This window comes from Sporosarcina sp. So3-204 (assembly GCF_058068165.1).
Genome location: NZ_CM176485.1, coordinates 3,657,864 through 3,684,384, shown reverse-complemented (window position 1 = coordinate 3,684,384; position 26,521 = coordinate 3,657,864). Strand labels below are relative to the sequence as shown.

Here is a 26,521-nt window from a genome sequence, read left to right as displayed (position 1 = left end):
GTTGAAGTTCATAAGTATGGTAGATTAGAGATAATAAATAAGTTGAAATAAAGAATTTTACTAAGTGTTGATTTCCGTTTCGGATAGGGCTTCGGTACTTTCGAAGTAACGCTTAGGCGGATGCTTTTCACTCAAATTAAAAGCTAACATATATAGTAGATTACTTTTTATGAAAAGGGAGACGTTTGTTTTGAAAATTAGACCACAACGATTGCAAATAGGGGATACGATTGGGATTATTGCACCATCTAGTCCTCCAAATCAGGAGAGTTTAACGAAATCTCTTGCGTTTCTTGAAGGGCTTGGCTTGAAGTGGAAGTTTGGTAAGTATGTGCAAACGAAAGATGGTTATTTGGCAGGTACGGATGCTGAACGGTTACAGGATTTACATGATATGTTCGCAGATCCAGAAGTGAAGGGCATTATTTGTGCAGGCGGCGGATATGGGTCTGCGCGGTTTACGGATCAGATTGATTTGCAATTAATGAAGGAGCGTCCGAAAATATTTTGGGGCTTTAGCGATATTACATTTTTGCACACGGCAATTGGCCTTTATTCGAATATAGTTACATTTCATGGGCCGATGCTGGCGTCTTGTGTAGGTAAAGAGACGTTTCATGAGCTTTCTTCGAAGATGTTCCAGCAGTTGTTCGAGCCGATGGAACTTCATTATACAGATGCAATATCACCGCTTGAAACAATTGCAGGCGGTGTTGGACAAGGAGAGCTTGTTGGTGGAAATTTATCACTTCTAGTGAGTGGTATTGGTACGAAGTTTGAAATTGATACGAAGGGTAAGTTGTTATTAATAGAAGATGTTGGTGAAGAGCCATATCGTGTGGATAGCATGTTGAACCAACTTCGGATGGCGGGGAAATTTAAAGATGTAGCGGGTATAGTTGTGGGTGATTTTGCGAAGGCGGAGCCGAAGAAACCAGATGAATCTTTAACATTGAATGAGGTACTACATCATTACTTAGGAAATCTCGGTAAACCTGTCGTGAAAGGTTTTAAAATCGGTCATTGTGAACCACATTTTGCTGTGCCGCTTGGCGTTGGAGCGAAACTTGACGGGGATAATCGTACGCTTACGATTTTACCAGGAGTTGAATAAGAGGAGGAAAGTTGTTGACGTTGATTCGTTCAATTGAAACGATGACTGTTGCTATTCCGCTATTAAAGCCATTTAAGACGGCGCTTAGGACGGTTCATACCGCAAATGTCGTCTATATAGGGATTACTTGTGAAGATGGGTGTGTTGGGCGCGGAGAGGCTGTACCGACACATGTTATTACGGGAGATTCGACAGGGAGCATTCTTTATGCGATAAAAGGAGTCATTGCCCCCCAACTCATCGGACTGGACATTAGAAATCGTGAAAGGTTATTTAAGAAATTAAATGAATCAATTGCGGGCAATACAAGTGCGAAAGCAGCAATTGATATGGCAATTTACGATTTGATAGGGCAACGAGCAGAACTACCAATTTTTGAGTTTCTTGGTGGTTATCGAAGTGAACTGGAGACTGACTTCACAGTAAGTGTGAATGAACCAAGTGAAATGGCATCCGACGCAGCGACATATCTTGTAAATGGATTTAACGTGCTTAAAGTGAAGGTTGGCATTGGTTCGATTGATGAAGACATAGCCCGTATCAAGGCTATTAGAAAAAGGATTGGTATGGAGCCGAAAATTCGATTGGATGCGAATCAAGGTTGGAAAGCGAAAGAAGCTGTTCGTGCAATTGGACTTATGGAAGACGCGGGGTTAGGGATTGAATTGATTGAACAACCGGTCCGGGCAGCTGATATTAACGGCTTAAAATATGTAACAGACAATACACTTACACCGATTATGGCGGATGAAAGTGTTTTTTCTGCTAGGGATGCTTTGTTAATTTTACAAAACCGATCCGCTGATTTAATTAATATTAAATTGATGAAATCAGGTGGAATTCATGAGGCGTTGAAAATTAATACGCTCGCACAATCATACGGCGTAGAATGTATGGTGGGCAGCATGATTGAGACAAAGCTTGGCATTACGGCAGCTGCTCATTTTGCTGCGAGTCAGCCGAATGTAACGCGATTTGATTTCGATGCACCGCTTATGCTTCAGGAAGATATTGTTTCAGGCGGCATTGTTTACGACGGAAGATTGATTTATCTTCCTGGAAAACCAGGGTTGGGGTTGGATTGTGAACAAAAGTGGGTGAGCAAATGACGTGGTATTGTGCGGTGTCAGTTGCTACGGTTTGGACTTCGCCAGATAGTGTACGCGATATCGACCGGGGAGCGGCAATAAATCCTGTTCGATTGATGAAGTGGCTTGAACAATTATCATATGAATCACGATTGGATCTTTGTGATAGCAATCGTATTCAAACGCAACTTTTATATGGTGAGCCGGTTATCGTGGAAGAAGTTATAGGTGTTTGGGCGAAAGTAATCGCGGTCTGGCAGTCGAGTAGAAAGGATGAACGAGGTTATCCAGGCTGGGTGCCACTTGTTCAGTTGAAGAAGGCGGAGCCAATAAGTGCCGAAGGATTTGCTAAAGTAATAGCGACTAAAGCGCAGTTGTGGAAGTTGGATGGTACGCCTTCAATTGTCATTCCTTTTAATTCAATTTTACCGTATACAGAAGAATCAGGTGAGTGCTTGAAAGTTTGTACGCCTGATGGGGGTGCGCTCATTTTAAAAAATGACGTGTCGTGTGCGCCGTCCATTTTCCAATTCGATAAAAGGCCGATGTCGGATGTAGTGGAAAAGGGACTTAGTTTTCTTAATCTCCCATATTTATGGGCCGGCATGTCTTCTTACGGCTTTGATTGTTCGGGTTTTACGTACAATATGCTGAAGGCTTGCGGCTATTTCATTCCGCGTGACGCAAGTGACCAGGCGCTTGGTGGGAAGGGAATTGCTGTTGGTGACATGGAATCTTGGGCAAAAGGTGATTTGTTGTTTTTTGCCTATGAAGAAGGATGTGGTTTAATCCATCATGTTGGGTTTTATTTTGGAAATGGAATGATGCTTCATTCGCCGTATACGGGCCGATCTGTTGAGCTGTTAAAATTAAAAGGATCGAAATATGAACGTGAACTTTATGGAGTTAGACGTTACGGCGAGGTAGAAAAGTGAGGCATCATATTTTAATTAAATTAAAGATGCTGTGACTGTTATCATGCCCTCAAAATAGGTATACTTGTCCTAACGTTTTATTTTGAAAAGGGGCTTTTTAGATGATAGAAGCAGTACCAATGAGTAAATCACGCACAATCCAGTCAAAACTGGTATTACCGCCAGATACAAATCATTTACAAACTATTTTCGGGGGGAAAGTGCTCGCTTATATAGATGAGATTGCAGCAATTGCAGCGATGAAGCATAGTAATAAAGCTGTCGTGACGGCGTCAATTGACTCAGTAGATTTTCTTTCACCAGCCTTTTTGGGTGATGTACTTGAATTGGAAGCGGTCGTCAGTTCAACTGGACGTACGTCGATGGAAATATATATTGTTGTACATTCAACAGATTTACTAACAGGTAAAACAAGGTTGACGACAAAATCGTTCGTGACGATGGTGGCGATGAATGATGTGAATAAACCGACGGCTGTTCCAGCTGTTTATCCAGAAACTGATGCGGAAAAGTGTATTTTCGAGTCAGGTCCGGCACGTTTAGCACATCGCAAACAACGAAATGATATGAAAATCTAAAGTCTGGGAAGTCCGCATTTAATTGTGGACTTTTTTATTGAAAAAAGTGAATTCTTTTGTTCAATCATAAACCCCCTGCAGCAACCATATATAAATAGAAACATGAAAGTCCAGAGGGATGGGTTTCTATGACGCATGCATGGTTAATTGGATTTTTAGCAACTTTTGTTGGTTTAAGTATCGGTGGGATTATCGCTTACTTTATAAACGGTTTTAGTAGAAGTATAGGGACAATCTATGCAGTCTGTACTGGCTTAATTTTAGGCTTAATTAGTTTCGAAATAGCACCCGAGGCCATCGAAATGGGTAACTGGACCATTTTTTTTATTGGATTTATTTTAGGAGTCGTACTCTTTAAGTTTATACATGCGGGAATTCATCATAATACTATGGATGAAAAAAAACCACAGAAATCCGTATTCTTTTTGGCCATTATTCTTTCGTTTCACAATTTCCCTATGGGTGTGGTCATTGGTACGATGGAGCAATCGGATGTGGGGGGATCGTTATTAAAAGCAATTATTCTACATAATATCCCTGAAGGCATGATACTTTTTGCACCACTTTTTTTTGTAGGTTCCAGTATTATTACGATGCTACTTATTTCATTTATTGTCTCTGCTCCCGTAGCGATTGGTGCACTTATCGGCGAGGCGATTCATTTGAACAATGATTTTATCTGGTCATTTTTAATGAGTTTGATTGTCGGGACGATTTATATGGTAACGATTAAAGAAATTTTACCAGAATCAATTCGGCATTCTTCAAACATTTATAGTGTTGTCGTTGCAGTGATAACTTTTTTGTTGTTGGGAGGTTATATGATTTATATATGATTAGCTGGAGAACTACCATTGATTTAATTAGAATCAACCCTGTTTTATATCGCGTTATTTATATCGATTAAGATTTGTCGGACTTTTTGAAAGGAAAAGAAACGCGGATTAGACGAAATGATAGTGTTACACATGGAACATTGTTAAAAATTGCGATATGCGGGAGATTATTGAGGTTTGATTGAAACAATATATTGTTAATGCTTTAGTAAAAAATTATTCATTGATCTAAATGCTTTTTCCGCAGAAATTTTAATATAATCTTTGGAGAATGGGTCACTAAATCCGTGTTGTCCATTAAGTTTACATATTTCAATATTATTTGGCGCAAGCTCTGAGATTAATTTATCAACATTAAAAGACTTTTCTTGTTGTGGGAATATTAAAAGTGATGGACATTGAGGTTCAATTTTTGTATAGTCCCTAATCCTTGAGCCATAAAAGCCTACTATTCCATTCACCATTTTTTCTTCACTGCAAAGCCAAGCAACTGTAGCACCTACACTAAATCCGACTATAAATACTTTGTTGTAGCGCTTTTTTAAGTCTACTACCAAGTCCAACACTTTTTTGGCAGCATTTATGAAGCCGATATTCTCCACAAAATTATGATAAGCAACGTCATCCAGGTTGTAAGGATATGGCGTTTTTTGAGTGATTAGATTTGGACAAAAAACATCAAAACTTAAATCCGATAATGCATTACAAACCCCAGTTATATGCTGGTTGATACCGTAAATTTCATGAACAACAATAATTACTTTATCATTGTTGTTTTTTAAATAAATCATGTAAATCGACCTCCGTTACTCCACTTAGAATAATTGCTATTGGAAGGGAAGTCCATAATTAAATGCAATAAACGAAGGATTGTAGATATTCTACAGTCTTTTTTTGATTAAAATAAGTTTTTTGTGTAATCACTTTACATCCAACTCGTATATAGTGTACTATGTAACTAATACGCCAGTACGGAGGGGGAACACCATTGAAACAGTGGAATGGTTTATTGAAAAAAGAGTGGTCACTTATGCGGGAGTGGATATACGGGACAGTAATTATGACGATTGTTCTAATAGGTGCCGCAACACTCGTATTGTCTTTGTTAGCTGGAAATACGATTAATCCTTTACCTATAGCTGGAGTCGCAATTGTCCTATATATAATCATAAGTTTGTTTTTACCTGTCGCATTATTACTAAATAGTTTGTGGAAAGAATGGAAGCGTTCGGATGTATGGCTTCATTCAACAAGTTCTGCTTATAAACTGTTTGGTGCAAAGGCAGTTTTTGCTGCGGTTCTGGGTGCGGTGATTATGTTTGTACCAACTATGCTATTTTTAATTTATGTAGGGATTATGGGTTCACCTTTTGTTGAGTTAACATCTATAGATCTAACAACTTTTATAGTAATTCTTAGTTCCTCATTTTACACAGTTTCAATCATGATTATGAGCGTAGGTTTATTTTTAGGGGTGTTTAATCAATTAATCAAACCTTTCGTAAAAGGTTTTGCAATGCCAATTACAATCCTATTTTTTGGTTTGATGTCATGGGTGTACCAGCTAGTAGAGGAGTTACCTTTCTATCAGAAGATAGTTTCATTCGGTCCAATAGGAGATTTATCAAAAGAAGCGTTTTATATTGAAAGAGAAGGTTTCTTTTTAGGACCAACTGAACCTGTCGTTTATATAGGAGATATCTTTATAAGTTTGTTATTTATAGGCGTTTTGTTTGTAGTGTCTTCTGCTTTGTTCGAGAAGAAAGTGAGGTTATGACATGAACTCGATTCATAAAAAAGGAAGTTGGAAAGGTTTATTCCTAAAAGAATGGATGATTTCTAAAGCTGAAGTAATCACTTTGCTTATTCTAAACCTGGTGATCGGGTTGGGGTTACCTACAATTATTAACAAGATCTTTTATATTCCAGCAGATGTTTCTGACGGAATGCATGCTCTTGTGGGACTTTGGTTGATTGCACATATGTTTATCGGCTTAAAGTTATTGTTTACAAGTCTTAGATATGAAATGAGACATCCAACTATTTGGTTGCATTCACCGAAACCAATATTTCAACTAGTAGGTGTCAAAGCGATGTTTGCGGCATTTATTACAAGCGTGTTATTAATAGTCGGGAGCATCATGTTGGCCATGTCTTTAACCCTTAATAATGTGAAATCAATGCCTTTATTAACAGATGATGTGCTCGTTCCTTTAAGTATTTTGGTTGCGACATTTTTACTTTCAATCTACATCATGGGAATTGGCTTTATCTTCTGGTCAATCTATCAAGTGTTGCGTTCTCGGATTGGAAGCGTCTCTGTAGTTATTGTCATTATGATTTTCTTTGGATGTACGTACTTGTTGGAGAAAATAAGCTTTCCTAGCATTTTCGATACAATTAAAACATTTGGTCCCGTACGATTTACAGACACTAAATTTTATGATGAAACAAATCATAATTTGATTTCAATAATTGTTCCAGACGGTGTTGTTTTTTCGGTTGGTGGTCTTTTATTATACGGCGGAATTACAGCAATCTTATTCATAGTAGGTTCTACGTTATTTGAGAAGAAAGTGAGGTTTTAGCGATGGGCATTGATTTTTTACCAGATAAGCCAATTTACCAGCAGCTCATCGAAAGAATTACAGGGAATATTATACGCGGCACGTTAAGTCCAGGTGAGAAGCTACCGTCTGTCCGAGATTATGCCGTTGAAGCAGGTGTCAATGCAAATACGATGCAGCGCGTCTATAAGGAGCTGGAGCAGATGGAGATTACGGAGACGAAAAGGGGGCAGGGATCTTTCGTGACTGAAGATATTAGAAAGATTTCTAAACTTCGGAATGAAATGAAAGAGCAGCTTGTTACGTCTTTTATTCAAAATGTGGAGGCACTTGGCTTTACGACTTCTGAAATGGTGGATTATTTACAGGGACGGGGTGGAGCAAATGATTGAGCTGAAAAATATATCAAAAAAGTATGGTGGACGACGAGCACTTGATGATTTGACGTTGACAATACCGCAGGGGAAGATTATTGGTTTGGTCGGGGAAAATGGTAGTGGGAAGACGACACTCTTGAAATTAATTGCGGGATTACTTACACCTGATAAGGGAACTGCGACATTTAGTGGGCGTCCAATTACGCGTAGAGTGGCGACGGATATTGCGTACATGCCAGATGCCGATTTGTTCTATCCGTATTTCACTGTGGAGCAGTTATTTAATTTCTATGATTCACAGTTTGAGGACTTTGATTTGATTAAGGCGAAGGAAATTGCGCAATTTTTGAACATTTCACTTGATGAAAAAATAAAAAACTTGTCTAAAGGGAATCGTGGACGGGTAAAGATTGCTGTGACACTTGGACGCGAGGCGCATTATTATTTGTTGGATGAACCGTTCTCAGGATTGGATCCAATGGTAAGAGATGATATCGCAAAAGGGTTAATCCGGTATACAGATACGGAAAGGCAAACGGTTTTGATGTCAACGCACGAATTAAAAGAAGTGGAACCTTTGCTAGATGAAATCGTAGTACTAAGAGGTGGACGAATTATTGCGCAAGAAGCGGTAGATGTGATTCGTGATATGCACGGGAAAGATGCGACGAGTTGGATGGTGTCGTTGTTTAGAGAGGAGCAGTAATATGGATATTAAACCAGTAGTGGAATTAAAGAATTTATCGAAAACGATTGGACGTAAAAAGATTATTGATAACTTGAATTTATCATTGTATCCGGGACAGATTACCGGATTTCTAGGGCCAAATGGGGCTGGGAAAACAACAACAATTCGCATGATGGTTGGGCTTATGACGCCTACAAGTGGCGATGTATTGATTGAAGGCAAGTCGCTTTCTGATGATTTTGAGGGGGGACTTTCTAAAGTCGGAGTCATCGTGGAAAATCCCGAAATGTATAAGTATATGTCAGGGTATAAAAATCTTGTCCATTTTGCGCGGATGCATGAAGGTGTGACGAAAGAACGTATTGATGAAGTGATTGCACAAGTAGGAATGGGAAATCGAATTAAAGAAAAGGTCTCGACTTATTCACTCGGAATGCGTCAACGCCTTGGTCTCGCACAAGCTTTATTGCATCGTCCAAAGTTTTTAATTCTTGATGAACCGACGAATGGATTGGACCCAGCAGGTATCAGGGAGTTTCGTATGTATTTACGGAGTATTGCCGAAAAAGAAGGCGTTTCTGTATTCGTTTCAAGTCATATGTTGTCGGAGATAGAGCTTATGTGTGACCGGATTGCAATCATTCAAAATGGGAAATTAATTGATTTAGAAGATACGAAAATAGTAAAAGAATCTCATTATTATATTGAAGCGGCGCCGGCTGATTTGGCTGAACAGCTAGTTATTGCAAATGGATTTGCTGTGGAGGCTCATGATGAAGGTTTTATTATTAAAGCGGAAAAAGAGCAGATACCTGCATTGATTGAACAGTTTGCGGCGCAGCAGCTTCAAGTTTTCGCTGTTCAACCACATCGTAAAACTCTTGAAGATCAATTCCTAGAAATGACAGGAGGTGGCCAAATTGCTGAAGCTCATACAAAATGAATGGATGAAATTGTGGAGTAAAAAAGGAACTTGGGCCATGGTTATCTTGCTAGCAGTTTTGATTATTGGGTTGTCAGGACTTAGTCGATACATGGATGTTCAGAATGATAATACAGCTTGGACAACAACGTTGGAAGAAGAGAAGACCCAGATAGAAGCTGAACTTAGTACGCCTGATTTAACTGAAGATAAAAAAGTTGATTTGATTCAGAGGCAGGAAGATATTCAGCAAGAAATTTTAATTAGCATCGAACAGAGCATACCGGTAAGCCGTGAGAAAGTGATAGTAGACACATACGGTATGATGTCGCTTGTGTTGCTGCTAACGATTATAGCGTCGGCGGGAATTGTTGCATCAGAGTTTTCACAAGGAACGATCAAAATGCTATTATCCCGTCCGGTTAAACGTTGGAAAATACTCACTTCCAAATATGTGACAGTCTTATTATTTGGTTTGACGTTAACCGCGATTACCTATTTATTTAGCGTGGTAAGTGCATATATATTCTACCCAGCAGCAGAAGGGAATTCGATTTTATTAAATTCATCAGAAATAGCCATTACGTCTGTATTTGGTAAATCTGTTCAATTGATGCTTCTTACATTTGTTTTTGTTGCTGTCATGGCGACATTGGCATTCATGATTGGTACGGTTTTTAAATCATCTGCACTTGCAATTGGCGTATCGCTATTCTTATACTTCACAGGAACGCTAATTGTAATGTTCCTTCAGGAGTACGCTGTTGCGAAGTATATTTTATTTGCACATGATTTGGCGCAATATGAAATGGGCTTTAAAATACTGGAAACTAATACGATGCCATTTTCGATTGCCGTCATTGTGTGTTATTTCGTTGTTTTCTTAGTGATTAGTTACACAACTTTTATTAAAAGAGATATAACAGCTTAGTAGTGGTGTTTTAGAGAAGGTTCCTCCGCGGATGTTGCTGCGGAGGAGTTTTTTTTATGGGGGGGAAGTCCCGATTTACGGATATAATGTGTGGAGTGTCGGATATAAGTGCGCTGAGCGTGGATATATCATGTTATGTGTCGGATATAAGTGCTGGGAGCGCGGATATATCCCGTTAAGTGTCGGATAAACGTAAAGGGAGCGGCGATATCACTCACCCATACGTCGATATCCCTAACAAATAAAAAAACACCAAGCAGATAAGCCATCTGCTTGGTGTTTTTTTATTTGTTACTGCTAAACGTACGAACAAGGCCAGCAGTTGTGCCAACGATGACGAATGCAAATAGTGCGAACATAATATACAAGAACCACATAAGCATTTCACTCCTTTTTTCCGATCAATTCATTACATAAATTGATAAATTCTAAACTTAGTATAGCACCTATCGAAGTGGTGGGCAATGTAATCAAAGTTTACTGCGCGACAACTATGTCAAAAAAATTAACGGTGGGAAATGTTTAATCAAACCATAGTAGTGGAATGATTAAAGTATTACCAAAAAGGGAGTTAATTTAAATGGCGAAAACAGCAAAAGAAACAGCACTTAAGATTTTGAAAAATGACTTTGTAGGAACAATGGCTACAGTACGCGGGAATAAACCGCATTCGCGTTATATGACATTTCTTAACGATGAATTTATACTGTACACTGCGACAGATGCAGAATCTCATAAAGTAGATGAAATCCAGGAAAATCCGAACACACATATTTTGATTGGCTATGATGGAAAAGGCTTTGGGGATGCTTACCTTGAGATTGAAGGAACAGTTGAAGAATCAGATGAACAGTCATTGAAGGAGAAAGTGATGGATAAGGTGACGAAATCCTTCTTTAAAGGGCCAAATGATCCCGACCTTATCATATTGAAAATTACCCCATCGCAAATTAGAGTTATGAATAAAAAAGGCGAAGCACCAGAAATTATTACGTTTTAAGAAAAAGGACAACCTCGTTTAGTTTAGAGGTTGTCCTTTTCCATCCTATTATAATGACTTTCCTTCTTTTAACAAATCACGTATTTCAGTAAGAAGTGCTTCTTGAGGGTCGACTTTTATTTCTTCCACGACGACTTCTTCTTTTTTCTTGAATTTTGATAATAAACGAATGACCATGAAAATGACAAATGCAACGATTAGGAAATCAATGATTGATTCAATAAATGCGCCGTATGTAATTTCCGCGTTCCCGATTTTTATGTGTAAGCCTTCAAAATTGATGCCGCCTGAAAGTGCTCCGATAATTGGTGTAATAATATTTTCAACGAGTGATGAAACGATTTTACTAAAAGCTGCACCAATTACGACAGCGACAGCAAGATCAAATACGTTTCCTTTAAACGCGAATTTCTTGAAATCTTTCCACATACTAAACAACTCCTTTTAATTAGGTTATTAATACTAAATAACAATACCGGATTTGTCATTATTTAACCTTCTTCAATATCTATTGGAAACCAGCGATAGATAGCTAAATCTATTTTTTCATTCACCCCGAATATGACACCTTCATCCTCGAGTAATGACCTTTGAAGATTTCCTTTACTATCATCTGTAGCAGGTGCAGAAATTCCTCCTTGTGCATTTATAATACGATGCCAAGGAAGCTCGTATTTTTTACTCATGGAATGAAGTATCCGAACGACTTGTCTTGCAGCGCGTGGACTCCCGGCAGCAGCGGCAACTTGCCCATAAGTCATGACTTTACCTGAGGGAATTCCTTGAATAATAGTAATGACTCGTTCTGTAAAAATATTCACATGATACACCTCCTTATCATGAAGATAGCATAATGATTAATCTGATGAAACTATATCAAAATATAGTACGTATAGTATACTGAATAGTAAATCATGAGAGGGGGTTATTGGTTATGAATGAAATATTTGAGCGTTATAGTTTGATGGGTTTTATCATAAAAGTAACAGGAGTTGTTGTCATTGCTTGGGGGTTCATTGCTGGATTTATATTGATGGGACAATTTTCAAGTGGATATGGTGAAGTTCCTTTAACTGCTTTAGGAATTTTTGGTACACCAATTGTCGCTGGTATATTAATTATTGGTTTTGGAGAAGTAGTTGATTTATTGCATAGAATACTCAATGGAGATAAACAAAAAGTTAAATCCAAAGAAGGCAGTACAATTACAAATATCCCTTTTTTCGCTGAACAAGAAATTAAAGGATTATATCCAAATAAAGAATTAGTAATCACCCCTACTAACGATAGAGCTATATTCAAAGTCGAAGTAGATGGCCGTAAAAAGTATATTGAGGTTGGTGGGAATTCACCAAGGATTCTAACGGATACTGAAGCAGAAAAGTATGTTGAATAGAGGTAAACTATATAATCTTTAACGAGGGATTACCGTGAAATTAAAAAAAGCTACGTTAAAAAGTATTGTAGACCGGTTAATTTAAAGTAAAAGCCCACCCCAACATTACATATTGTTGGGAGACGGACTTTTTTGCTTCTTACGATTTTGATAAAATGCATACACAGTTACAGCGATTGTACCCCAAAGTCCACTTGCAGCAATGCCGCCAGCAACGTCACTTGGATAATGTACACCGAGATAAATCCGACTCAATCCGATCATTAAAATCATAAATGCTGCGAATATGATCAGAAGCATCCGACTTAGGATCGTTTTCGTATTGCGCCAAGCAATGTATGAAATTATCGTATATAGACTAAAGGCCATCATTGTATGACCACTTGGAAAACTGAACCCACCAATGTCCAAAATCCGGTAAATTTCAGGTCTTTCTCGCTTGAAATAGTTCTTTAGTAAAAAATTAAATAAAACACTACCAACTACGACAGATACGAGCAGAAAGGCTTGTTGCCGATAATGGAAGAAGAAAAATAATAGTGTGAATGTAATAATAGTAATTGCAATCACGACTACTGCTGAACCTATCCAAGTGAATGTTTTCATGATTGTTGTTAGCCAGGGAGTTTCGAGTCCTTGTACAAATCCAATAATGGACAGGTCGAAGTGTTCAATTGTTTCATTATTAATTGCCGCAGCAATATAACCAAATAACACGCCAAAACCGATACACATAACAAAGGCGATAAATAAGCGGAGCGAAAGATTCTTCATTTTGCGGAAACCTCCAAAATTTACTAGATTGTTTTATACTTCCCTAATCATAGGGTAAATAACCACTATTTGCATGCTGGGTAATCAAAATTTATAAAAGTTGTACGGTATGAAATGTTAAACTTTGAATGAATCTATCACAGTTATAAAAGGATTGATTATGAAACTATTCTTATTGTTATTCGTCTCGTATTTAATTGGTAATATACTAACAGGTTCTGTAATAAGTAAGTTATTCTATAAAAAAGAAATTGGTGCTGAAGGAAGCGGCAATCCAGGTGCGCGTAATTTGGGGCGACTTTTCGGAAAGCGGGCATTTATTGCAACGTTTCTAGGAGATGCGATGAAAGGTGCAGTTGTCGTATTTGCTGCTAGCTGGTTCGGTTTTAATTTCAGTATTGAACTGCTTGCATTGCTTGCGGTAACTCTTGGTCACATATATCCAGTGCTAGTAAAGTTTCGCGGTGGGAAAGGTGTCTCGACATTTATCGGTGGCATACTTGCTCTCAATCCAGTTCTTATTTTATTACTATTAAGTATTTTTCTGGTTTTTTATCCTTTTAATAAGAGTTTCACAAAGGCAGGAATAATTGCAGTCATGCTCCTGCCAGTTGGTATATTAATTACTTATGGGCTTATTTCCTTTATCATTTCTGTTTTAACATCCGGACTTATTTTGTTTGCGCATCGTGAAGATTTCAAATGGAAAAGAGTTGAATAAATGGGTTTCGTTTATAAGATTGCAGATTCTGCTTTGGAAATTGAACAAATTCATCAATTAAATTACCGTACATTCGCTGAAGAAATTCCGCAGCATGAAAAGGACGAGTCAAAGCTGTTGAAGGACAAGTTTCATGATGAAAACACGTATATTATTTGTTTGAATGATGAACGGGTCATTGGCATGATTGCTGTTCGAAGTAATCGACCATTTTCGTTAGACGGGAAGATTGGTCGTGTAGAGGATCACTTACCTTTTAAAGCTGATAATCTCGTTGAAATCCGACTTTTGGCGATTGAAAAGGCATATAGAAATGGGCGTGCATTCCTGGGACTTGCGCAAGCACTCGTTCGATATTGTTTAAAAGCTGGGTACGATGCGGCACTAATTTCAGGTACGACACGCGAGCAAAAATTATATAGTCAACTTGGGTTTCAGCCATTTGCTTCATTAACAGGAACTGATGAAGCTGCATTCCAACCGATGTATTTGACGAAAAAGACCTTTAATGATGGCGTTGCAAGTAGACTTGCTAAAGCACCTATTAATTTTCTCCCAGGACCTGCAACGGTATCTTCGGAAGTAAAATCGGCCATGTCTGCAGATCCGATTTCACATCGGTCAAATGAGTTTGAAAATATACTGATTAACGTGAAAAGTAGTTTGACAGCATTAACGGGTGCAAACTTTGTCCAATTGTTTCAAGGAACAGGAACACTAGCAAATGATGTAGTCGCTGCACAACTTAGTTTACGAGAAGGAAAAGGCTTAATTTTAATAAATGGGGAATTCGGGAATCGATTAAAGGATCATGCATCACGATTCGGATTAGAATTTGATGTGCTTGAAATCGCTTGGGGCGAGCAATTTAATGAAGCGGATATTGCCAAAGCTTTGCAGGCTGACGAGTATGAGTGGCTATGGGCAGTGCATTGCGAGACTTCAACTGGGATTTTAAATGATCTAGGGATGTTAAAGCGACTATGTAAGCTTAATGAAATATCACTTTCAATTGATAGTGTGAGCAGTATTGGTTCAGTTCCAGTGGATTTATCTGATGTTACCTTTGCATCAGGCGTTAGTGGTAAAGGTTTATTGAGCTATACAGGATTGGCATTTGTTTTTCATAATGAATTAATTAACAAAAGCCGGAAGATTCCTCGCTATCTTGACTTGGGTACATACGCTGAATCAAATGGCATTCCATATACACAATCTACAAATCTTGTTTCTGCACTAGAAGTTACACTTCGGAAATATGAAAATGTAGAAGAAGTATTTTCTCGTGTTGCTAAACGTATTGAATCAGTAAAAAAGGGTATAGAAGAAATAGGTTTATCTGTTTTGGGTTCCGAGCATAGGAATCCTACTTCGATTATTACAATTGCGATGCCAAATAGTGCATCTGCAAACAGGCTTGGGGACAATTTATATTTAAACGGGTATAATGTACATTATGAAAGCGATTATTTGAAATCGCGCAACTGGCTCCAAATTTCTTGCATGAATGAAGTACCGAGCAAAGATGTAAATAATATGCTTGATGTACTTCGAATGGTGAGTCCAGAATAAAAGGAGATGGCTACTTTGAAAGAATTACTAACAATTGAAGAGTGGAACGAAGTATTGGAACATTCTAAAGAAGAAACTGTTTTGGTTTTAAAGCATAGTACAACATGTCCAATTAGTACAAGCGCTTATAGCCGAGTCGATGGATATGAAACAGATATGCCGAAGTACTTTTTGAAAGTACGCGAAAGTCGTCCGGTTTCAAATGAAATCGAAAGCGTTTTAGGCGTCGTACATCAATCTCCGCAACTTTTCATTATTAAAGACGGGAAGGCGTTATGGAATGCCTCTCATACCGTCATTACCGAAAAAGAAATTAATCGTGGATTAAAAGAAAATAGTCTCGTTTAATTAAGCAAGCACTCTGAAATAGGGGTGCTTGTTTTTTTATTTGTGATAATAGGGGAATTAACTACTTAAAATCACCAACTCAACTACGTGAAAATTTCACAATACATGACACTTGTCATATCGAAGTCATGACAAATATGTCTAGTGCAAAGTAGCACTAGGTACTAATATTAGATACAAGAAGTAAATAAAACTTAAAAACAACTCGTTAGGGAGGATAACATTCACATGACTAAAGAAAAAACAATGAAGTTGCACAAAGATGTTGCCCCTTTTGCTAAAGCAGATAATAAAAAAAGTATATTTCAAATGATCAATACGATTTTACCGCTATTTGTTTTTTGGTTCCTTGCTTATCAAAGTTTGTCCGTATCAATTTGGTTGACACTAGGTTTCGCAGTTATTGCAGCCGGATTTGTTATTAGGACTTTCATTATATTTCACGATTGTACGCATGGTTCATTTTTCAAAAGTAGAAAAGCAAATGATGTAGTTGGTACGATCACTGGCGTACTTACGCTATTCGCTTATGCAAAATGGAAAAGAGAGCACGCAATTCATCATGCTTCAAGTTCGAATTTAGATAAGCGTGGTACAGGTGACATATGGGTTATGACAATTGAAGAATATCTAGATGCTTCGAAATGGACGCGTTTTACTTACCGTTTGTATAGAAATCCATTAGTTATGTTCGGATTTGGTCCACTTTATCTTGTACTAGTTACGAGCCGATTTAATAGAAAAGATGCACGTCAAAAAGAGCGTAACAATACGTATCTTACAAACGTAATACTTGTTGTACTATATACAGTAATGATTTTACTTGTTGGATGGCAGGCATTCTTGCTTATCCAAGGAACAATGATGTTCGTTGCTGGAGCACTTGGTATATGGTTATTTTATATCCAACACACTTATGAAGATTCGTATTTCGAAGAAGAATCTGAGTGGGATTATGTAAAAGCAGCGATTGAAGGTAGTTCTTTCTACAAGTTGCCTAAAGTTCTTCAGTGGGCAACAGGTAATATCGGTTTCCATCATGTTCATCATTTAGCACCACGTGTGCCGAACTATAATCTTGAACGCGCGCATGAGTCAACACCACCACTTCAAACGGCAACAACGATTACAATTAAATCAAGTTTAGCATCATTTAATTTCAAGTTATATAATCCTGAGGCAAAGAAATTCGTTAGCTTTGGCTATGTGAAAGAGATGTTGAAGATGCCACGTCCTTCTCTAGATTTAAAACCAAAACGCACGAGCCTTGATGTAAAATAAAATATAATGGCAACCATCTCAAATTAGAGGTGGTTGTTTTAATTTAAGCCGTGCTTCTTAGAGTTTTAGTTAATTTTTGGTATAGTTAATTGAACTGAATTAAATTAAGCTGGGCGTAATAGATTAGAGTGGACGGTGATAAAACGTTATGCAGAATTGGTTCAGTATTTTTCCGAAAAACCCTTGGCTTAGTATTTATGCGTGGGTGGCATTTTGTTTATTGCCTTTTTTCTTTATTTTCAGGTCATCCACCTACATTGGAGTCATAACTGGCATATCCTTATTGCTGTTATTTTTCCTGTCTTATCGCTTATCTTTTAAAGCGAAAAGTGGAAGGGTTTATTTTTGGATAAGCATCGAAATGATTATTAATATTGTCATGACTTTGATGTTCGGATTTGTTTATTTTTCACTATTTACAGCGTTTTTTATCGGGAACATTAGAAATACAGCAGGATTTTTTATTATGTACGGAATTCATATTGCAACGACGATTGGCGCAATTATCTTTGGTGCAGTCCTTAATATCCACCTATTTTCTTCTCAGTTCCCGTTCGTCTTAATTAGCGTGATAGGAACAATTATTTTACCGTTTAACTTATTCAACTGGAATAGGCGAGAAAATCTCCAAGGTCAGTTAGAAGTGGCAAAAGAACGGATATCAGAACTCATTATATTTGAGGAACGCCAACGAATTGCGCGTGACTTACACGATACGCTTGGACAAAAGTTATCACTTATAGGATTAAAGAGTGACCTTGCTGGCAAGCTGATTTCTCGTGATCCTGCTGCGGCAGAAAGAGAGTTGCATGATATTCGGCAAACAGCAAGCACGGCGTTGAAAGAAGTGCGTGAACTCGTATCAGACATGCGTTCAATGAAGTTGGAGGATGAATTAATTCGCATTCGCCAAATATTGAAAGCTGCTGAAATGGAGTTAACGGTTGAGGGGAATCCAAAGTTTACGAATATCCCACCGCTGACTGAAAATGTGTTAAGTATGTGTTTGAAAGAGGCTGTGACAAATGTTGTGAAGCATAGCTATGGTCGCACTTGCTTCATATCTTTTGAGCAGCTTCCTGATGATTTTATTGTTTGTATAAAAGACAACGGGATTGGTATTCCACGTGCTGGATCTAGTTTGCCGGGTAGTGGATTAGACGGAATCCGTGAGCGTCTTGAGTTTGTCAATGGTAGTTTGTCTGTTGAATCGAATGGAGGAACGGCGTTAACAATACGTGTTCCAATTATTATTAAATAAAGGACGGGGGGATTTAACTTGATACGTATTGTCATAGCGGAAGATCAGGGGATGATGCTCGGTGCATTAGGCTCTTTATTGAATATTGAAGAGGATATGGAAGTTGTTGGCATGGCGAAAAATGGTGAAGAAGCAGTTGCTTTAGTGAGAGAACATGAACCGGATGTATGTATTATGGATATTGAGATGCCTGTAATGACTGGTCTGGATGCTGCAGAAGAGTTGAAAAGTGAACCATGTAAAATTATTATTTTGACGACGTTCGCTAGGTCAGGTTACTTTGAACGTGCGCGGAAGTCCGGCGTACGTGGGTATTTGTTGAAAGATAGTCCAATTGAAGAGTTGGTAGCTTCGATTCGAACGATTATGGATGGTAGACGAATTTACGCGCCAGAGTTGGTCGATATTGCATTTGATGAAGGTGAAACGGAAAATCCTTTAACTGAACGTGAAAGCCAAGTTCTTGCCCTCATTTCGGAAGGTAAAACGACAAAGGAAATTGCTGGGCTTCTATTTTTATCCCCCGGTACAGTACGTAATTATATTTCTGCAATTCTTGAAAAGCTCGGGGTTGGGAATCGAATTGAGGCAATTTCTAGATTTAAGGAAAAAGGTTGGTTTAGGTGAATAATACAAACAGGTAGACTCGTATGGATACGGTTCTACCTATTTTTTTGTGGAAAAGGTTGAATCAATGAAAGTGTTTGTCTATATGTTATAATACTGGCAAAACATTCTGAAAGTGGGATTGAAAAATGATGGGTGAAACTGAATTAAACAAGTGGAAAAAGCAGCTTCCGCTAATCGAATACATGATGGAAAGACAAGAAACACTCTGGTTAAATCCTTTACTACAATCTGCAACAGCTGGCATTGTAAAAGCGGGGGTAACGTCAAAGGATGTGGAAGAAGCATCTAATCGACTCAAAAGATTTACTCCTTATATCGCATATGTTTTTCCGGAAACGAGGGATTTGAAAGGTGTAATTGAATCGCCGCTTACGCCTATACCGGAAATGAAAAAAGTACTGGAAACTAAATATGATTTAACAATTCCAGGCGAACTACTGCTTAAACAAGACAATGAATTACCGATTTCAGGATCAATAAAAGCTCGGGGTGGTATTTATGAAGTTTTAAAACATGCTGAAACACTTGCGATTCAGCATGGGTTAATTACGACAGAGGATGATTATGTGAAATTTGCCTCTTCTGAGTTCACATCGTTATTTGCAAAACATAAAATTGCGGTTGGTTCAACTGGAAACTTGGGACTAAGCATTGGTATAATGAGCGCAAAACTGGGCTTCAATGTAACGGTTCATATGTCAGCAGATGCTAAGCAGTGGAAGAAAGATTTGCTTCGTGAAAAAGGCGTTATTGTTGTTGAATACGCGGATGATTATAGTAAAGCGGTTGAAGAAGGTCGTCGTCAAGCGGATGCGGATCCAACATGTCACTTTATTGATGATGAAAATTCACTTGATTTATTTCTAGGCTATGCAGTTGCAGGACAACGTTTAGCAGCTCAAATGAAAGAGCGGGGTACAGTTGTGGATGCGGACAACCCTTTATTTGTCTATTTACCTTGCGGTGTAGGTGGTGGGCCGGGTGGTGTTGCTTTTGGCTTGAAGCTGATATTTGGTGATCACGTCCATTGTTTCTTTGCTGAACCAACACATTCTCCGTGTATGATGCTTGGCATGATGACGGGTCTTCACGACAAAGTGTCAGTTCATGATTTCGGACTGGATAATAAAACTGTTGCGGATGGACTTGCTGTAGGAACTGCATCTGGGTTTGTAGGGAAGACAATGGAGCCACTACTAACGGGTTGTTACACAATTGCGGATAAAACGATGTTCCAATTACTTAAGTTGCTTGTGGATACTGAAGGAATTCATCTTGAACCTTCTGCACTCGCAGGAATGACAGGCACTGTGCATACAATTCGTGAAAATGTAAAGCAAGCAAATGCAGAACATGCAACTCATCTTGTTTGGGCGACAGGTGGAAGTATGGTGCCTGAATCAGAAATGGCTCTTTATTATGAAATGGGGGAAGGGCAATAATTATATTTCCCGGGAAATCGACATTATTCGCTAAATAGATGAAAATAATGGGAGGGATTTTGTTTGAATAATGATTGGAAACCGAAAGAACCAAGTATCCAAGTACAGGAAGTTATTCAAGTAGGTGAAACTTTATGTGTACCTCTTTCTTTAGAAATGCTTGAGCATCTCCAAGTTTTAAATGGAGAAAATGTAGAAGTAGAAATGAAGAAGCATGAATTAGTAATCCGTAAAATAATCCCTTCTAGTTCAGATGAGCATTATTCTGAAAAGTTTTTTCAAACATTAAATGAAGAAGTTGAGAAGTACGGTGCAACGATGAAGTCATTAAAGAATCGATAATATGGGAACCTTTAAAAGCCGTCGCATGCGATGGCTTTTATTTCGCTGGTGCTAATAAAACTCAAGGTCAAATCCAGATAGAAAAAAGTTACTATTGCTTTAAATGAAATGATAAACTGTTTAATAACGCACACAGATGATGATTTGTGAAATGGGTTTAGAAGGAAGATGGATTAGATGAATAGGAAGGCTTTTCTACTTGCGGCATTCACAGTTATTTTGTGGGGCTCTGCATTTGCTGCAATTCGAGCAAGTTTGTTAGGGGGGTATTCGCCCGGACATTTAGTGTTAACTCGTTATTTAATCGCTTCAAGTGTTTTTATTGTATATGCTTTATGGCCAGGGACAAAATTTAGACTGCCTAAAAAAACCGATATGTTAAAGATTTGCCTCCTTGGTTGGACAGGGATTAGTGTTTACAACTTAGGTATTACATACGGGGAAGCGACAGTTTCGGCTGGGACAGCAGGGATGCTTATTGGTTCCGCACCCATTTTCACAGCAATTATTGCGATTGTATTTTTGAAAGAGCGTTTAAGTACGCTTGGATGGATTGGACTAGGCGTTGGTATTTTCGGTATCTTCCTCATTACAATTGGCTCTGAAGGAACAGCTTTTACACTTTCACCAGGTGCATTATTAGTATTAATTTCAGCAATCGCGACATCAATATTCTTTGTCTTTCAGAAATCACTACTTACCCGTTATGGTGCCATAGAATTGACGGCCTATTTCACATGGGCAGGGACTATTCCTTTTCTAATCTTTTCACCAGGTCTTATCGAAGGCATACAAAGTGCTACTTTGGAGGCAAACTTATCTGCTGTTTATCTAGGTATCTTTCCAGCAGCAATCGCTTATGCAGCTTGGGCTGTTGCGCTATCATTGGGCAATGTGAGTACTGTTACGAGTATGGTTTATATTGAGCCTGTTGTTGCAGTTATCGTCGCTTGGTTTTGGCTAAAGGAATTTCCAAGTGGGCTTTCGATTCTCGGTGGATTTATTGCGATTATAAGTGTGTTGATTGTCAACGGTGTCGGAAAGAAACACGGTTTAAAAGAAATAGCGCCATTATGAAAAGGATCACCAAGCACTTATACCAGTGTGCTTGGTGATCTTTTTTTCCATACTTTCCAAACATATAAAATACATAAAACGACAATGATGACAGCTGATATCAAATAGATCACTGGATAGCTTGTGTGGACAGCAATGAGTCCAAATACAAACGAACCAACTGCAATGCCTCCGTCAAAAAATGTGAAAAACGTAGCTGTTGCGTATCCGCTTCGCTCATGTTTCGTCGACTGCATCGCAAGTGCTTGTAAACTAGGTACAACACAACCATACCCGAACCCGAGAAAAGCTCCTGAAATCATAAAGACTGCAGCTGAATCCATATAAGCGAGTAATATATAGCCAATGATAAAAGAAATAAATCCCGGAATAATGATATGTTGAGGACCCTTTTCATCAAAAATACGCCCAGTAAATGGCCGTGTTAAAAGCATGATTGCTGCGTACATAAGGAAAAAGGTGCTCGTTAGTTCCAGTAGACCTTTCCCTTGCGAATAAATTGATAAATACGCTAATACGCTTGCATATGAAAATGCAACAACAAGTGCCATAGTCGCAATAGGCAATGCTTTTCTTTCGAATAAATCGCCTAATACCATCTTCGTAATCACTCGATTAGCATCTGGAGAATTTTTTTCTGGAATGGATAGAGAAATGAAAACGCCAACAGCCATGAGCCCGCTTATGACGATAAATAAGACATCATATGAATACTTTTGAATGAGGGAAAGTCCGATTAGTGGACCAAGAACAACGGCTAAATTCGTCGACATGGCAAAATAACCAAGACCTGCCCCACGTCGCGCCATCGGAACATTGTCGACAGCTAAAGAACCTGTTGCAGTCGACACAATACTGAAAAAGATCCCGTGAATAAATCGGAGCATTAAGAGTCCCGAAAAGGGTTCGATAAAATAATATAAGCCTGTACAAATCATATACAAAACAATGCTTATCCATAACATCTTGCGTTTGCCAAACACATCTAATACTTTCCCTGTAAATGGCCGTACTATTATGGCGGAAAGTAAGAAAATAGACATGAGAGAACCGGCTTCTTCATCTGATCGATTTAAAACGTCCTTTGCGTAAAGGGGAAGTGTGGAAATTAACCCGTAAAATATAATAAAAACGGATAAATTTGTGCAAAATAAACTTAGAAATGACTTTGTCCAAACGGGTTCTCTTTTTTTCAAATGATACGCAACCTTTATTTGCCGATTTTATTTAGTAATGATTTAAATAGTTCTTGCTCTTCCTCTTTCAAACCTATTAACATTTCATTTTCAAACTGAATGATAGAAGCTTCAATGACTGGAAACTTTACAAGGGCTTCTTCAGAAAGTCGTACAATCTTTTCCCTTCTATCCGCACCTTCATGAGAAGTTAACCAACCAAGTTTAACCAAGCGATTTACCGTTCTTGTAATCGTTGGTGCCTCCACATTTAAGTATTTCCAAATATCTGTCAGCGTCATCTCATGATGTTGGTGAATGCAAAAAACCACAGTCCACTGTGCTGCAAATAAGTTATGCTTCTTTAACACATAATTCAGCTCCCGACTGATATAACGTGTTTTTTGAAATAACTCATGAAATAAAGGATTCACACTCATCACTCCTATTTGTTTACCTAGGTAAGTATATTCTTAAAAAGAAAGCTTGTAAAGGGTTTTTAGTTACTATTTAATGACGCTATCAAATTTAGAATTGGTAATTTTGATGAAGTTATATTTGCGTGGATTGTACTAAAAATTAAGTTTCCTATAGTATTTAAAGTCAGGTTTTTATTAATATACCCGGAGTTTTGTTCTATTTTACGGTTTAAATCTTATGTTATTTATGTTAGTCTGTTAAGAACAGTAGTTATTATAATATTATAACTGGACTGATTATTGTAGAAATTTTAAGCAAGCTTTAAAGGAGCCGATAGACAGTATGATAGAGTTACAAAAAGTAAATAAAGTGTACGAAGATGGTTCTCATGTGTTGAAAGATATTGATTTAATCTTTGAAAGTGGCAAAATTAATGTTTTAATTGGACCGAGTGGTTGTGGTAAAACAACAACGATGAGGCTTTTAAATCGTTTAACAGACCATACTGAAGGCGATATCTTTATTGATAATCAGAGCATTTCAACGTTTAATCCAATTAAATTGCGTAGGGAAATGGGTTATGTAATCCAAAGTATTGGGCTTTTTCCTCATATGACAATTTACGACAATGTAGCGACTGTTCCTCGACTACTAAAATGGGATAAGGAAAAGATAAGTAAAAGGGTAACTGAGTTGTTGGAAATGGTAAATCTAAACCCAGAACAGTATAAAAAAAGATATCCGTCTGAACTTAGTGGAGGTCAGCAACAAAGAATTGGTGTTATTAGGGCCTTGGCAGCTGAGCCGTCTACAATTTTGATGGATGAACCTTTTAGTGCATTGGATCCGATAAGTAGAGAGCAATTGCAAGATGAGCTGATTCGTTTACAAAAAGAGATTAAAAAGACAATTATTTTTGTTACACATGATATGGACGAAGCTATTAAAATTGCCGATCAAATTATATTGATGAAAGACGGTGAGATAGTCCAAAAAGGTTCCCCTCAAGAACTTTTAACAAATCCTGTAAATGACTTTGTTAGAGAATTTATTGGAGAAGAGAGACTTAGAAATGCTCAACCGCTCCCATTACTTTCGAGCTTTATTAAACCACTACTCCAAGCTGTACAATTATCTGACTCAAAAGAATCAATAATTGAGAAAATGATGACAGAACAGTGCTTTATATACCCCGTTGTTGATAAAGAAAATTCCTTTTTAGGACAACTAAACTTAAAAGCTTTATTAAGCAAAGACTTTGTAAGTTTGGAAGATGTACTAGAAACATCTGTCCAGCCAATCGATGCAGCCACACCTATTAATGAAGTATTTCTTTACATAGATCAATTTGGTATTCAAAGTATGCCTGTTGTTGAGGATGGAAAGTTTATTGGCATGATAGATATGAAGAAACTTGTTCAATCGTTCGGATCTTTAAATGAAAAACGTGGTGAAATTTAAATGGAACTTATAACCGACTATCTTGAATTTTGGAGAGAAAGATATGTATCAATTTTAGAATACGCATTTCAACATATTGTTATGTCAGTTATTAGTTTAGCTCTAGGAATAGTTATTACGATTCCTTTAGCCATTTTATTAACGCGTTTGAAAAGTAATGTTTTTAAATCCATCGTCTTTAATATAGCTAATGTATTTCAAACAGTTCCAACGATTGCTATGTTGGCGCTTATGATTCCGATACTTGGAATTGGTATAAAGCCTGCGATTGCGGCTATGTTTTTATACTCACTTTTGCCTTTAATTAGAAATACATATACTGGTATACAATCGATAGATCCAGGTATTGTTGATTCAGCAAAAGGTATGGGCTTTAACACTTTTCAGAGATTATTTAAAGTAGAAATTCCTATTGCTATGCCTTACATTATGTCTGGAATTCGGGTGACCTCTGTTTATATTATTAGTTGGGTTACGATGGCTGCTGTTATCGGGGCCGGTGGACTAGGGGGCCTGATTATATCTGGTATAGGATTTAACGACAAATTCTTGATATTCACTGGAACAATTTTGGCTATCGCTATGGCGGTTATAACAGATTTAATGTTCGGTTTTATTGAAAGTTACGGAAAAAGAAAAAGAAAAAGGGGAGATACAAACTAATGAAAAAATACTTATTAATTTTTTCGTCACTAATATTATTATTGGTTGTAACAGGTTGTGGTAGTAAAGATAAGGAAACAGCGGATGGCGGTACATATTTTGAAATGGGTACTCAAGATTATACGGATCCTAAAATTATTGCTTATATGGTTAAAGAATTGGTGGAAGACCGTACGGATCATGAGGTAAATGTGACAGAAAATATCCAAGCATCACCATTAATTATTTCAGCAATGGATAAAGGTGACTTTGATTTAGCAACATTATATTCAGGGGAAGTGTACAATAACCATTTTGATGACGATAAAGTAGAATATACAACAGATCCAGAAAAAACATTAGCACAAGCGCAGAAACTGTTTAAAGAAAAATTTGATTTTACATGGTTTGATTCTTTAGGTTTTGAAAATAAATATACGATTGCTATAACAGATAAGTTTGCAAAGGAAAACAATATTGAGACAATGTCTGATTTGGGTAACTTTGCGCCAGAACTTACGATTGGTACGGATTCGGCTTGGATTGAGCGCGGGGATGACGGATACCGTGCATTCAAGGAACATTATGGCTATTCATTTAAAAAGGCAGCGGGTATGGAAATTTCACTAATGTATGAAGGATTAAAAATAGGTGAGCTTGATGCAATTACTGCATATTCTGTTGATCCAGAAATCAAGGAACTAAATTTAAAAGTACTAGAGGATGATAAAGGGTTTTTCCCACCATCTACTGCATCACTAGTTGCAAGAAATGATAAATTAGAAGAATATCCTGAAGTAAAAGAAGTACTTACTTCATTGGTTAATCAAATAAACGAAGAAGAAATGACGCAGTTAATCTATGATGTAGATTTTGGTAAGGAAAAGCCGAGTGATGTTGCCAAGAAGTTTTTAGTAGAAAAAGGTCTATTAAAATAAGGGGA

The 26,521-nt window shown here is 37.7% G+C and carries 31 protein-coding genes; 25 read left to right on the top strand and 6 right to left on the bottom strand.

Features of this window, described 5'->3' with window-relative positions; translation table 11 throughout:
• The first annotated feature begins 190 nt into the window (after window positions 1-190).
• The 5 genes from AC3RV6_RS18250 to AC3RV6_RS18230 all read left to right on the top strand — a co-directional run bounded on the left by AC3RV6_RS18250 (window position 191) and on the right by AC3RV6_RS18230 (window position 4,551).
• Window positions 191-1,114, top strand: a complete 924-nt coding sequence (locus tag AC3RV6_RS18250; RefSeq protein ID WP_489747375.1) for a S66 peptidase family protein — start codon at window positions 191-193, stop codon at window positions 1,112-1,114.
• 41 nt (window positions 1,115-1,155) lie between these two features.
• Window positions 1,156-2,223, top strand: a complete 1,068-nt coding sequence (locus AC3RV6_RS18245) for a dipeptide epimerase (RefSeq protein WP_489749306.1) — start codon at window positions 1,156-1,158, stop codon at window positions 2,221-2,223.
• On the top strand, window positions 2,220-3,137 hold the full coding sequence (locus AC3RV6_RS18240; protein WP_489747374.1) for a C40 family peptidase: 918 nt from the start codon (window positions 2,220-2,222) through the stop codon (window positions 3,135-3,137). The genes AC3RV6_RS18245 and AC3RV6_RS18240 overlap by 4 nt, the downstream gene beginning before the upstream one ends.
• 101 nt (window positions 3,138-3,238) lie before the next feature.
• Entirely contained in the window at window positions 3,239-3,715 is a 477-nt protein-coding gene (locus tag AC3RV6_RS18235) for an acyl-CoA thioesterase (RefSeq protein WP_489747373.1), read from the top strand.
• Between the two features lie 128 nt (window positions 3,716-3,843).
• A complete protein-coding gene (locus tag AC3RV6_RS18230) occupies window positions 3,844-4,551 on the top strand; it encodes a ZIP family metal transporter (protein ID WP_489747372.1) in 708 nt (235 codons plus the stop codon).
• A 197-nt stretch (window positions 4,552-4,748) separates the two neighbouring features.
• Here the strand turns inward: AC3RV6_RS18230 and AC3RV6_RS18225 are convergent, their stop codons facing one another.
• Window positions 4,749-5,342 (bottom strand): dienelactone hydrolase family protein, encoded by a 594-nt coding sequence (locus tag AC3RV6_RS18225; protein WP_489747371.1) that lies wholly within the window; start codon window positions 5,340-5,342, stop codon window positions 4,749-4,751.
• 197 nt (window positions 5,343-5,539) lie between these two features.
• Here AC3RV6_RS18225 and AC3RV6_RS18220 point away from each other — a divergent pair, with 197 nt between their 5' ends.
• The 7 genes from AC3RV6_RS18220 to AC3RV6_RS18190 all read left to right on the top strand — a co-directional run bounded on the left by AC3RV6_RS18220 (window position 5,540) and on the right by AC3RV6_RS18190 (window position 11,036).
• A complete protein-coding gene (locus AC3RV6_RS18220) occupies window positions 5,540-6,328 on the top strand; it encodes a hypothetical protein (RefSeq protein ID WP_489747370.1) in 789 nt (262 codons plus the stop codon).
• A 1-nt stretch (window position 6,329) separates the two neighbouring features.
• The gene (locus AC3RV6_RS18215; RefSeq protein ID WP_489747369.1) at window positions 6,330-7,139 is read left to right on the top strand and encodes a hypothetical protein; all 810 of its coding nucleotides are present in this window, start codon (window positions 6,330-6,332) and stop codon (window positions 7,137-7,139) included.
• Between the two features lie 2 nt (window positions 7,140-7,141).
• Entirely contained in the window at window positions 7,142-7,510 is a 369-nt protein-coding gene (locus AC3RV6_RS18210) for a GntR family transcriptional regulator (protein WP_489747368.1), read from the top strand.
• Complete coding sequence (locus tag AC3RV6_RS18205; protein ID WP_489747367.1) at window positions 7,503-8,201, top strand: ABC transporter ATP-binding protein; 699 nt, start codon at window positions 7,503-7,505, stop codon at window positions 8,199-8,201. The genes AC3RV6_RS18210 and AC3RV6_RS18205 overlap by 8 nt, the downstream gene beginning before the upstream one ends.
• A 1-nt stretch (window position 8,202) precedes the next feature.
• Window positions 8,203-9,126 carry an ABC transporter ATP-binding protein gene (locus tag AC3RV6_RS18200; protein ID WP_489747366.1) on the top strand — a complete coding sequence of 308 codons (924 nt, stop codon included), beginning with the start codon at window positions 8,203-8,205 and terminating at the stop codon, window positions 9,124-9,126.
• Window positions 9,104-10,036, top strand: a complete 933-nt coding sequence (locus AC3RV6_RS18195; protein WP_489747365.1) for a DUF2705 family protein — start codon at window positions 9,104-9,106, stop codon at window positions 10,034-10,036. The genes AC3RV6_RS18200 and AC3RV6_RS18195 overlap by 23 nt, the downstream gene beginning before the upstream one ends.
• Before the next feature lie 580 nt (window positions 10,037-10,616).
• Window positions 10,617-11,036: a pyridoxamine 5'-phosphate oxidase family protein gene (locus AC3RV6_RS18190; protein ID WP_489747364.1), complete on the top strand. Its 420-nt coding sequence runs from the start codon at window positions 10,617-10,619 to the stop codon at window positions 11,034-11,036.
• A 48-nt stretch (window positions 11,037-11,084) separates the two neighbouring features.
• On the opposite strand, the gene mscL is transcribed toward AC3RV6_RS18190, so the two are convergent.
• Window positions 11,085-11,465, bottom strand: a complete 381-nt coding sequence (gene mscL / locus AC3RV6_RS18185) for a large conductance mechanosensitive channel protein MscL (RefSeq protein ID WP_489747363.1) — start codon at window positions 11,463-11,465, stop codon at window positions 11,085-11,087.
• A gap of 62 nt (window positions 11,466-11,527) precedes the next feature.
• Entirely contained in the window at window positions 11,528-11,857 is a 330-nt protein-coding gene (locus tag AC3RV6_RS18180; RefSeq protein WP_489747362.1) for an MGMT family protein, read from the bottom strand.
• Between the two features lie 113 nt (window positions 11,858-11,970).
• Between AC3RV6_RS18180 and AC3RV6_RS18175 the strand changes: the two genes are divergently transcribed.
• Window positions 11,971-12,432: a hypothetical protein gene (locus AC3RV6_RS18175; protein ID WP_489747361.1), complete on the top strand. Its 462-nt coding sequence runs from the start codon at window positions 11,971-11,973 to the stop codon at window positions 12,430-12,432.
• Window positions 12,433-12,537: 105 nt separating this feature from the next.
• Here AC3RV6_RS18175 and AC3RV6_RS18170 read toward each other — a convergent pair whose 3' ends face one another.
• On the bottom strand, window positions 12,538-13,206 hold the full coding sequence (locus AC3RV6_RS18170) for a phosphatase PAP2 family protein (RefSeq protein WP_489747360.1): 669 nt from the start codon (window positions 13,204-13,206) through the stop codon (window positions 12,538-12,540).
• A gap of 160 nt (window positions 13,207-13,366) precedes the next feature.
• On the opposite strand from AC3RV6_RS18170, the gene AC3RV6_RS18165 reads away from it, so the two are divergent.
• The 9 genes from AC3RV6_RS18165 (at window position 13,367) to AC3RV6_RS18125 (ending at window position 21,880) form a co-directional block, all read left to right on the top strand.
• The gene (locus AC3RV6_RS18165; protein WP_489747359.1) at window positions 13,367-13,927 is read left to right on the top strand and encodes a glycerol-3-phosphate acyltransferase; all 561 of its coding nucleotides are present in this window, start codon (window positions 13,367-13,369) and stop codon (window positions 13,925-13,927) included.
• A complete protein-coding gene (locus AC3RV6_RS18160) occupies window positions 13,928-15,499 on the top strand; it encodes an aminotransferase class V-fold PLP-dependent enzyme (protein WP_489747358.1) in 1,572 nt (523 codons plus the stop codon).
• Between the two features lie 6 nt (window positions 15,500-15,505).
• Window positions 15,506-15,847: a bacillithiol system redox-active protein YtxJ gene (ytxJ, locus tag AC3RV6_RS18155; RefSeq protein ID WP_489747357.1), complete on the top strand. Its 342-nt coding sequence runs from the start codon at window positions 15,506-15,508 to the stop codon at window positions 15,845-15,847.
• A 228-nt stretch (window positions 15,848-16,075) separates the two neighbouring features.
• Window positions 16,076-17,128, top strand: a complete 1,053-nt coding sequence (desA, locus tag AC3RV6_RS18150; RefSeq protein ID WP_489747356.1) for a Delta(5) desaturase DesA — start codon at window positions 16,076-16,078, stop codon at window positions 17,126-17,128.
• A gap of 148 nt (window positions 17,129-17,276) precedes the next feature.
• Window positions 17,277-18,389, top strand: a complete 1,113-nt coding sequence (locus tag AC3RV6_RS18145) for a sensor histidine kinase (RefSeq protein WP_489747355.1) — start codon at window positions 17,277-17,279, stop codon at window positions 18,387-18,389.
• An 18-nt stretch (window positions 18,390-18,407) separates the two neighbouring features.
• A complete protein-coding gene (locus tag AC3RV6_RS18140) occupies window positions 18,408-19,016 on the top strand; it encodes a response regulator (protein ID WP_489747354.1) in 609 nt (202 codons plus the stop codon).
• 131 nt (window positions 19,017-19,147) lie between these two features.
• Window positions 19,148-20,461: a D-serine ammonia-lyase gene (dsdA, locus tag AC3RV6_RS18135; protein ID WP_489749305.1), complete on the top strand. Its 1,314-nt coding sequence runs from the start codon at window positions 19,148-19,150 to the stop codon at window positions 20,459-20,461.
• A 63-nt stretch (window positions 20,462-20,524) separates the two neighbouring features.
• Window positions 20,525-20,803, top strand: coding sequence for a hypothetical protein (locus tag AC3RV6_RS18130; RefSeq protein WP_489747353.1), 279 nt, complete (start codon window positions 20,525-20,527; stop codon window positions 20,801-20,803).
• 177 nt (window positions 20,804-20,980) lie between these two features.
• Window positions 20,981-21,880, top strand: a complete 900-nt coding sequence (locus AC3RV6_RS18125; RefSeq protein WP_489747352.1) for a DMT family transporter — start codon at window positions 20,981-20,983, stop codon at window positions 21,878-21,880.
• 17 nt (window positions 21,881-21,897) lie between these two features.
• Here AC3RV6_RS18125 and AC3RV6_RS18120 read toward each other — a convergent pair whose 3' ends face one another.
• Together AC3RV6_RS18120 and AC3RV6_RS18115 are read right to left on the bottom strand one after the other, a co-directional pair.
• On the bottom strand, window positions 21,898-23,076 hold the full coding sequence (locus tag AC3RV6_RS18120) for an MFS transporter (RefSeq protein ID WP_489747351.1): 1,179 nt from the start codon (window positions 23,074-23,076) through the stop codon (window positions 21,898-21,900).
• A 14-nt stretch (window positions 23,077-23,090) separates the two neighbouring features.
• Entirely contained in the window at window positions 23,091-23,489 is a 399-nt protein-coding gene (locus AC3RV6_RS18115; protein WP_489747350.1) for a MarR family winged helix-turn-helix transcriptional regulator, read from the bottom strand.
• 328 nt (window positions 23,490-23,817) lie between these two features.
• Here AC3RV6_RS18115 and AC3RV6_RS18110 point away from each other — a divergent pair, with 328 nt between their 5' ends.
• The 3 genes from AC3RV6_RS18110 to AC3RV6_RS18100 are packed head-to-tail and all read left to right on the top strand — an operon-like array spanning window position 23,818 to window position 26,516.
• Entirely contained in the window at window positions 23,818-24,936 is a 1,119-nt protein-coding gene (locus tag AC3RV6_RS18110; RefSeq protein ID WP_489747349.1) for a betaine/proline/choline family ABC transporter ATP-binding protein, read from the top strand.
• Complete coding sequence (locus tag AC3RV6_RS18105) at window positions 24,937-25,599, top strand: ABC transporter permease (RefSeq protein WP_489747348.1); 663 nt, start codon at window positions 24,937-24,939, stop codon at window positions 25,597-25,599.
• Window positions 25,599-26,516, top strand: coding sequence for a glycine betaine ABC transporter substrate-binding protein (locus tag AC3RV6_RS18100; RefSeq protein WP_489747347.1), 918 nt, complete (start codon window positions 25,599-25,601; stop codon window positions 26,514-26,516). Before AC3RV6_RS18105 ends, AC3RV6_RS18100 begins: the two co-directional genes overlap by 1 nt.
• Window positions 26,517-26,521 lie beyond the last annotated feature (5 nt).

Bases quoted from the DNA above. Each gene is read 5' to 3' on its own strand.
- AC3RV6_RS18245 (WP_489749306.1), top strand. From the start codon at position 1,156: ATGACTGTTGCTATTCCGCTATTAAAGCCATTTAAGACGGCGCTTAGG.
- AC3RV6_RS18240 (WP_489747374.1), top strand. From the start codon at position 2,220: ATGACGTGGTATTGTGCGGTGTCAGTTGCTACGGTTTGGACTTCGCCA.
- AC3RV6_RS18235 (WP_489747373.1), top strand. From the start codon at position 3,239: ATGATAGAAGCAGTACCAATGAGTAAATCACGCACAATCCAGTCAAAA.
- AC3RV6_RS18230 (WP_489747372.1), top strand. From the start codon at position 3,844: ATGACGCATGCATGGTTAATTGGATTTTTAGCAACTTTTGTTGGTTTA.
- AC3RV6_RS18225 (WP_489747371.1), bottom strand. From the start codon at position 5,342: ATGATTTATTTAAAAAACAACAATGATAAAGTAATTATTGTTGTTCAT.
- AC3RV6_RS18215 (WP_489747369.1), top strand. From the start codon at position 6,330: ATGAACTCGATTCATAAAAAAGGAAGTTGGAAAGGTTTATTCCTAAAA.
- AC3RV6_RS18210 (WP_489747368.1), top strand. From the start codon at position 7,142: ATGGGCATTGATTTTTTACCAGATAAGCCAATTTACCAGCAGCTCATC.
- AC3RV6_RS18205 (WP_489747367.1), top strand. From the start codon at position 7,503: ATGATTGAGCTGAAAAATATATCAAAAAAGTATGGTGGACGACGAGCA.
- AC3RV6_RS18200 (WP_489747366.1), top strand. From the start codon at position 8,203: ATGGATATTAAACCAGTAGTGGAATTAAAGAATTTATCGAAAACGATT.
- AC3RV6_RS18190 (WP_489747364.1), top strand. From the start codon at position 10,617: ATGGCGAAAACAGCAAAAGAAACAGCACTTAAGATTTTGAAAAATGAC.
- mscL (WP_489747363.1), bottom strand. From the start codon at position 11,465: ATGTGGAAAGATTTCAAGAAATTCGCGTTTAAAGGAAACGTATTTGAT.
- AC3RV6_RS18175 (WP_489747361.1), top strand. From the start codon at position 11,971: ATGAATGAAATATTTGAGCGTTATAGTTTGATGGGTTTTATCATAAAA.
- AC3RV6_RS18170 (WP_489747360.1), bottom strand. From the start codon at position 13,206: ATGAAGAATCTTTCGCTCCGCTTATTTATCGCCTTTGTTATGTGTATC.
- AC3RV6_RS18165 (WP_489747359.1), top strand. From the start codon at position 13,367: ATGAAACTATTCTTATTGTTATTCGTCTCGTATTTAATTGGTAATATA.
- AC3RV6_RS18160 (WP_489747358.1), top strand. From the start codon at position 13,928: ATGGGTTTCGTTTATAAGATTGCAGATTCTGCTTTGGAAATTGAACAA.
- ytxJ (WP_489747357.1), top strand. From the start codon at position 15,506: ATGGCTACTTTGAAAGAATTACTAACAATTGAAGAGTGGAACGAAGTA.
- desA (WP_489747356.1), top strand. From the start codon at position 16,076: ATGACTAAAGAAAAAACAATGAAGTTGCACAAAGATGTTGCCCCTTTT.
- AC3RV6_RS18145 (WP_489747355.1), top strand. From the start codon at position 17,277: ATGCAGAATTGGTTCAGTATTTTTCCGAAAAACCCTTGGCTTAGTATT.
- dsdA (WP_489749305.1), top strand. From the start codon at position 19,148: ATGGGTGAAACTGAATTAAACAAGTGGAAAAAGCAGCTTCCGCTAATC.
- AC3RV6_RS18125 (WP_489747352.1), top strand. From the start codon at position 20,981: ATGAATAGGAAGGCTTTTCTACTTGCGGCATTCACAGTTATTTTGTGG.
- AC3RV6_RS18110 (WP_489747349.1), top strand. From the start codon at position 23,818: ATGATAGAGTTACAAAAAGTAAATAAAGTGTACGAAGATGGTTCTCAT.
- AC3RV6_RS18105 (WP_489747348.1), top strand. From the start codon at position 24,937: ATGGAACTTATAACCGACTATCTTGAATTTTGGAGAGAAAGATATGTA.
- AC3RV6_RS18100 (WP_489747347.1), top strand. From the start codon at position 25,599: ATGAAAAAATACTTATTAATTTTTTCGTCACTAATATTATTATTGGTT.